The sequence below is a fragment of the Microvirga sp. P4_G7 genome (genome assembly GCF_056401005.1).
This window is the reverse complement of sequence record NZ_JBFUKD010000150.1, coordinates 1-6,974: the sequence shown is the minus strand read 5'-3', so window position 1 is coordinate 6,974 and position 6,974 is coordinate 1. Positions and strand designations below refer to the sequence as shown.

Annotated in this window: 3 protein-coding genes; 1 reads left to right on the top strand and 2 read right to left on the bottom strand. The window is 59.8% G+C overall.

Going from position 1 to position 6,974, the window contains the following annotated elements; translation table 11 throughout:
- On the top strand, nucleotides 1-750 hold a 750-nt coding region (locus tag AC1DT3_RS09010), incomplete at its 5' end, for a DMT family transporter (RefSeq protein WP_477464918.1).
- Between the two features lie 36 nt (nucleotides 751-786).
- Here the strand turns inward: AC1DT3_RS09010 and AC1DT3_RS09005 are convergent.
- The gene (locus AC1DT3_RS09005) at nucleotides 787-3,873 is read right to left on the bottom strand and encodes an efflux RND transporter permease subunit (RefSeq protein WP_477464917.1); all 3,087 of its coding nucleotides are present in this window, start codon (nucleotides 3,871-3,873) and stop codon (nucleotides 787-789) included.
- Nucleotides 3,870-6,974 (bottom strand): efflux RND transporter permease subunit (locus AC1DT3_RS09000; protein WP_477464916.1); only part of this gene is annotated, 3,105 nt, incomplete at its 5' end. The genes AC1DT3_RS09005 and AC1DT3_RS09000, both read right to left, overlap by 4 nt.

Here is a 6,974-nt window from a genome sequence, read left to right as displayed (position 1 = left end):
TCGTGGCTGCGCTTCGTCGTCTTCACGATCATCATGCTGGGCGCTCACGCGGCTTTTGGGAAGGGACCACTCCTCAGATCGCAGACACCCGGCCTCCAGATTGCCCGCGGATTCGGCATCCTGGGCTCGGCCACGCTCTTCGTCACCGGCCTCCGCTATTTGCCGATGGCGGAAGCGACGGCAATCTCCTTCATATCTCCCGCCTTTGTCACAGCTTTGTCGATTTTTCTCCTTGGCGAGACCGTCGGTATTCGACGTTGGCTCGCGGTCGTCATCGGCCTGGTCGGTGTCCTGATCGTCGTTCGACCGGGTCTAGGCGTGTTCGATGTTTCCGCGATTTTCCCCATTTTCTCGGCTCTGAGCTGGGCCGTGGGCCTCGTCATCACCCGCAAGATGAGCGGCGGGGACGGGCCGATCGTGACGTTGACCTATGCGGCCCTCGTCGGACTGATCGTGCTGTCGTTCATGGTTCCGTTTCAATGGTCTCCGCTCGGTTGGCATGAAGTTGCACTCGGTCTCGCAACCGGCGTGACGTCGACCGTCGGGCAGCTTCTGGTCGTCTTGGCCTTCAGGAACGCCAACGCATCCGTTCTTGCACCATTCTCCTATATGCAACTGATCTCATCCGCGTTGCTCGGATACCTGATCTTCAGCAACGTGCCGGATTTTTGGACGGTCGTTGGAGCATGCGTGATCGTCGGAAGCGGGCTCTACACCGCGCATCGAGAGCGTATCCGTCGGGTCGCCTAGGGCCGCCTCACGATACCACTCGAAACGAAGGGAACGTCAAGCGTTCGCCTCCAAACTGGCCTCGCGCTTTCGGAAACGTAACCGGTCGAGCAAAAGGTAGATGATCGGCGTCGTGTAAATCGTCAGAAGCTGAGACATGATAAGACCACCGACGATTGTGATGCCGAGCGGCTGGCGAATTTCGGCACCGGCGCCACCAGCAAAAATCAAGGGAAGCGCGCCGAGAAGGGCGGCAAGAGTCGTCATGGTAATGGGCCTGAAACGCTCGATACAAGCCGCGCGTATGGCATCTTCCGGCGAGAGACCGTCCTTCCGTTCCACCTCGAGCGCGAAGTCAATCAGCATGATGCCGTTTTTCTTGACGATGCCGATCAAGAGCATGATCCCGATGAGCGCGAGGAGTGAAAGACTCGTTCCCGTGAGCTTCAACGCGAGCAATGCGCCGAGGCCGGCCGAGGGCAAGGTCGACAGGATCGTCAGGGGATGGATGAGGTTCTCATAGAGGATGCCGAGCACCAGATAGATCGTTACGATCGCGGCGATGATCAGGAACACCTGGCTCGTTTGCGTCTGCGCCAAGGTCGCGGCGTCCCCCGCGAATTGCACGTGCACACTTTCCGGCATGTGCAGTTGCGCGACGGCAAGCGCGATCCTGTCTGTCGCCTCGCCAAGGGCAACGTCTTCCGCCAGGTTGTAACTGATGGTCACCGATGGAAACTGACCCTGATGATTGACGACCAGTGGCGCAGACGACGATTCCAAGGTGGTCACCGCAGAGAGCGGAACTTGGGTGCCGTTGCTGGCTTCGACAAAAAGGTGATCGAGACCTCCTGCATCCCGCTGAAGACGTGGGTCAACCTCGAGAACGATTTTGTATTGGTTGCGATCGCCGTAGAGCGTCGCGATCTGACGCTGCGAAAACGCGTTGTTCAGAACAGCGTTGATGTCGCGCACGGCGATGCCGAGCCTGGCCGCCTGCACGCGATCGATGCGCACAAAAACCTCCGGCCCGCCTTGTTCACGATCGGTATTGACGTCGACGATGCCCGGCACGCCGCGGACACGCTGTACGGCTTGAGGCACCCATTTTGTCAGCTCGTCGAGATCGGTACTCCACAATGTGAACTGATACTGCGAGCGAGAAGAGCGCGCGCCGATCGTGATCTCTTGCGGCGGAAACAGGGTCACCTGGGCTTCGACGACCGACGCCAGACTTTCGCGCAGCCGCGTGATGATCTCGAACGTCGTCGCGCGGCGCTCCTCAAGCGGCTTCAGGTTGAGGAAGAAGCGAACCTGGTTATTGGCGCCAAAACCAGAACCGCCCACCGAGTAGCTTACCCCCTCGACACCAGGATCTGCCATGAGAATGTCGGTCACCCTCTCACCGATGCGGCTCATGGCCTGGAATGAAGTGTCAGGTGAGGCGCGCGCGAACCCGACGATCAGGCCTGTATCGCTTTGTGGCATGAGGGATTTCGGTAGGGTGACATAGAAATAGACCGTCAGTACCGCCGCTCCGGCTGTCAGGAAAAGCATCAGCCATTGATGTTTGAATGCTCTTTGCAAACTCCTGGCATAGAGCGCCGTGACTCCATCAAGGAAGGGTTCGATCAGCCTGTCGATCACCGTTTCCCGCGGTTGCGGCAGGCGGCGGATGAAGCGTCCGCAGATCATCGGCGTCACGGTGAGCGATACGACGGCGGAGATTGCGACAGCGTAGGTCAGCGTGAGCGAGAATTCCCGCAGAATACGGCCCGTGATGCCACCCATGAACAGCAGCGGAATGAATGCGGCGATCAATGAGATGCTGATCGCAATGACGGTAAAACCAATTTGGCGCGCACCGACCAAAGCCGCCTGATACGGTTTCAGCCCTGCTTCCATGTTGCGGTAGCAGTTCTCGATCATCACGATCGCGTCGTCGACCACGAAGCCGACGGAGATCGTGAGCGCGAGGAGTGACATGTTGTTGAGGCTGAATCCCGATGCCCACATCAGCGCGAGAGTGCCAGCAAGCGAAAGCGGCACGGTAATTCCGGCAGCAATGATGGCCGCACCGCGTCGCAGGAAAACGAAAACCACCAGCATCACGAGCACAACGCTCGCCGCGAGGGTGAACTGAAGTTCGTCGATGCTGGCGTTGATCATCTTCGTCCGGTCGTTCATGACGAAAAGGGTCACATCGGCGGGCAGGAGGTTCTGAATCTCCGGCAGGAGTTCCCGAATCCTGTCGACCGTTTCGACGACGTTGGCCTCGGATGTCTTTTGAATCGTCAGGCTCACGGCGGGTTGGCGATTGTAACCTCCCGCGCTGAGGCGGTTGCGTGTGGCGGCTTGAACGTCGGCGATATCGGTCAGCCGGACGATACGCCCGTCGGTTGCCTTCAGAACGATGGTGGCGAAATCTTCGATGTCGCGAATCTGACTGTTCGTGCCAATGAGCACGCTGGTATCCTGACCGTCGAAGCGTCCATTGGGGGCAAGGGACGTTGCGCTCGTGATGGCGGTCCGAACGTCCTCGAGTCCCAGCCCACGCGCTTGCAGGGCGCCCGGATCGACGGCGACGCGAAAAGCTGGCTGCTCCGATCCGCCCACATTGACGTCGGCGACGCCCGGAACCTGCGCGATGCGCGTTCCCACCACGAGATCGGCGAGATCGAAGAGCTCACTCGCGGCCCGTGTCTTGGATGTCATGATCAACATCATCACCGGGATCGATGCCGGGTTGAGCTTTCTTACCGTCGGTTGCCGCGATAGGCTGCTCGGCAAATCCACCCGCGCCGCGGTAATGGCGGCTTGTACATCGCGAGCGGCATCATCGATGCTCCTGGTCAAGTCGAACTGAACGGCGATGTTCGTCGAACCGAGAGAGCTGGTCGAGGTGAGCTCCGTGACGCCGGCGATCGTGCCGATATGCCGTTCGAGCGGAGCGGCAACGGTCGCGGCCATTGTTTCGGGGTTGGCACCGGGCAAGCTTGCCGAAACGCGGATTGTGGGGAAGTCGACGCTCGGAAGGCTGGCGACCGGAAGGAAAGCGTAGGCCACCGCACCGGCAAGAAGCAATCCGACCGCGAGGAGAAGAGTGCCGATAGGTCTGCGGATGAAGGGCTCCGAAACGTTCATGACGGACGTTCCGGATTCGTCGTCGTGGGATCTGCTTCCAACCCTGGAAACGTGCCGACACGTGTAACAAAGCGCCTGCGCAAATCGTCCATCGAGAGATAGATGACGGGTGTCGTGTACAGGGTGAGGATCTGGCTCAAGATCAGCCCGCCGACGATGGTGATGCCGAGCGGAACGCGCAACTCCGCACCCGCACCGTGTCCGAACGCGAGCGGCAAGGCGCCGAGGAGCGCGGCGACGGTCGTCATCATGATCGGGCGAAAGCGCAAAAGGCACGCCTCGCGGATCGCGGCTTCTGGTCTCATTCCACCTTTGCGTTCGGCGTCGATCGCGAAGTCGATCATGATGATCGCGTTCTTTTTCACGATGCCCATGAGCAGAATGATGCCGATGATCCCGATCAGCGACAGTTCCATGCCGAAGAGCATCAATGCGAGGAGCGCACCGACGCCCGCCGACGGAAGCGTCGTCAGGATCGTAAAGGGATGGACCAGGCTCTCATAGAGAACGCCGAGGACGATGTAGATCACCACGATCGCAGCCAGGATGAGCCACGGTTGGCTGGCGAGAGATTGTGCGAATTCCTGTGCATCGCCGGTAAAACTGCCGACGAAATTCGACGGTAGCTGGACGCTGGCCTCGGCCGCCTTGATGTCCCTGATCGCCCGATCCAGCGAGACACCGGCGGCAAGATCGAAATTGAACGTGACAGCTGGGAATTGCTGGACGTGGTTGACGACGAGCGGCGCGGCGACACGCTTGATTTCGGCAACCGACAGAAGCGGCACTTGCTTACCCCCGGCACCTGCGATGTAGAGTTGGGCGAGTGCGCTCGGATCGGTCTGATACCGAGGATCGGCTTCCAGCACCACACGGTACTGGTTCGCTTGGCCGTAGATGGTCGAAATCTGGCGCTGTCCGAAGGCGTCGTAGAGCACCTCGTTGATGGCCTGCATGGTCACGCCGAGACGTCCGGCCGCTACGCGATCCACATTGATCCGAACACGTTGCCCGTTGTTCTGCAAATCGGACGAGACATGCGACAAGGAGGGAAGGTTGAGCAGCGCGTCGTTGAGACGTGCGGCCCAAGTCGGAAAGCTCTCGGAATCGGCGCCGACCAGCACATACTGATAAGGCGTACGTCCGCTGCGTGTGCCGATCTGGATGTCCTGCACGATCTGGAAACTGGCGTTGATGCCGGGAATTCCGGAGAGGCGTTGCTGCAAGCGCGCGATGATTGTCTTGGCTGACGCCCGGTCCGAGAGTGGCGCGAGCGAGACCGCGAGGTACCCCGCATTGAGTGTCGGATTGGTTGCGCCGATACCCACGAGTGATACGACCCCGGCCACATGGGGATCCTGCGTGACGATTGTCGCCACTTGCGCCTGCAGTTCCTGCATACGCTCGAACGAAACATCCTGCGCGGCCTCCGTCGTGACCGTCAGCAGGCCGCTGTCTTGTTGCGGCATGAATCCTTTAGGAATGACGACATAGAGCGCAATCGTCGCGAATAGGGTGACGATCGCCGTGAGAAGCGTCATTCGCCGGTGACGGAGTACGATATCGAGCGTGACGCGATAGAAGCGCAGAAGTGCATCGAGCCAATGCTCGCTCCAGCGAACGAGGAAAAAATGTCCGTCACGTCGCGCCGGTTTCAACAAGCGCGACGCCAACATCGGTGTGAGCGTGAGCGATATCACCGCAGAAACGACGACGGTGATCGTCAAGGTCAGGGCAAACTCGCGAAACAGCCGGCCGACAATGCCGGTCATGAACAACAGAGGGATGAAGACGGCGATGAGGGACATGGTCAGCGAGATGATGGTGAAGCCGATTTCGCCGGCGCCCTTGTACGCAGCCTCCAGTGGGGAAAGACCTTCTTCGATGTAGCGTGTGATGTTTTCGATCATGACGATCGCGTCGTCGACAACGAAGCCGGCCGCGATCGTCAGTGCCATCAGCGAAAGGTTATCGATGCTGAACCCTGCAAAGTACATCACGCCGAAGCTCGCCATGATGGAAAGCGGGAGCGCAATGCCGGCGACGAGCGTGGCGCTGAAYGTCCGGAGAAACAACAAAACGACCAGAATGACGAGGCCGACGCTCAGGACGAGAGTCATTTCGACTTCCCGTACCGAGGCACGGATCGTGCCGGTGCGGTCGCTGACGATAGAGAGGACGGCTCCAGCGGGCATCGATTGCGAGAGGATCGGGATCTGCTGCTGAATCAGGGCGACCGTCTGGACGATATTGGCGCCGGGTTGGCGCTTTACGTCGATGATGACCGCCGGCTTTCCGTTGTAATATCCAGCGACCTTGTTGTTCTCCAAGCCGCCGACGACGTTCGCGACGTCCTTGACGAAGACGGGTGTACCGTTGGGCGACGCCACGACGACGCTCTCGTAAGCCTTTGCGCTCTCTAGTTGATCGTTGGCGGATATCGATAGAGCCTTTTGCGCTCCGTCGAGGGAACCCTTGGATCCCGACAAATTTGCATTGGCGATGGCACTCCGCAACGTCTGCAGCGAGATGCCGTAAGATGCGAGCCGCGGGAGATCGACTTGAATGCGCACGGCAGGCCGGACCTTACCCTGCACTGTAACTTGACCGACGCCGGAAATCTGACTGAGACGCTGTCCGATCAGCGTGTCCGCGATGTCGCTGAGTTGCGCCAACGACTCGGTCTGCGAGGTGATAGCAAGGGTCACGATCGGCGGGTCGGCCGGATTGACCTTAGCGTAAACGGGTGGGTATGGCAGGTCGTTTGGCAAGGTGCTGTTTGCGGCGGTGATCGCCGACTGCACATCCTGCGATGCTGCATCGATGTCTCGATCGAGAATAAATTGCAGCGTGATCTGGCTCCAACCGTAAGAGCTCATTGAGCTCAAGGTCTGCAATCCGGAAATCTGGCTGAGCTGGCGCTCCAGCGGCGCCGTGACGAGAGCAGCGACTGTGTCTGCGCTAGCGCCCGGGAGTTGCGTCGTCACCTGGATGGTTGGAAAATCGACCTGAGGGAGCGAGGAAATCGGCAAGAGGCGATAGCCCAGGATGCTGCCGAGCAACACCGCCAAGGCGAGAAGAGCCGTTGCGATAGGCCGCGC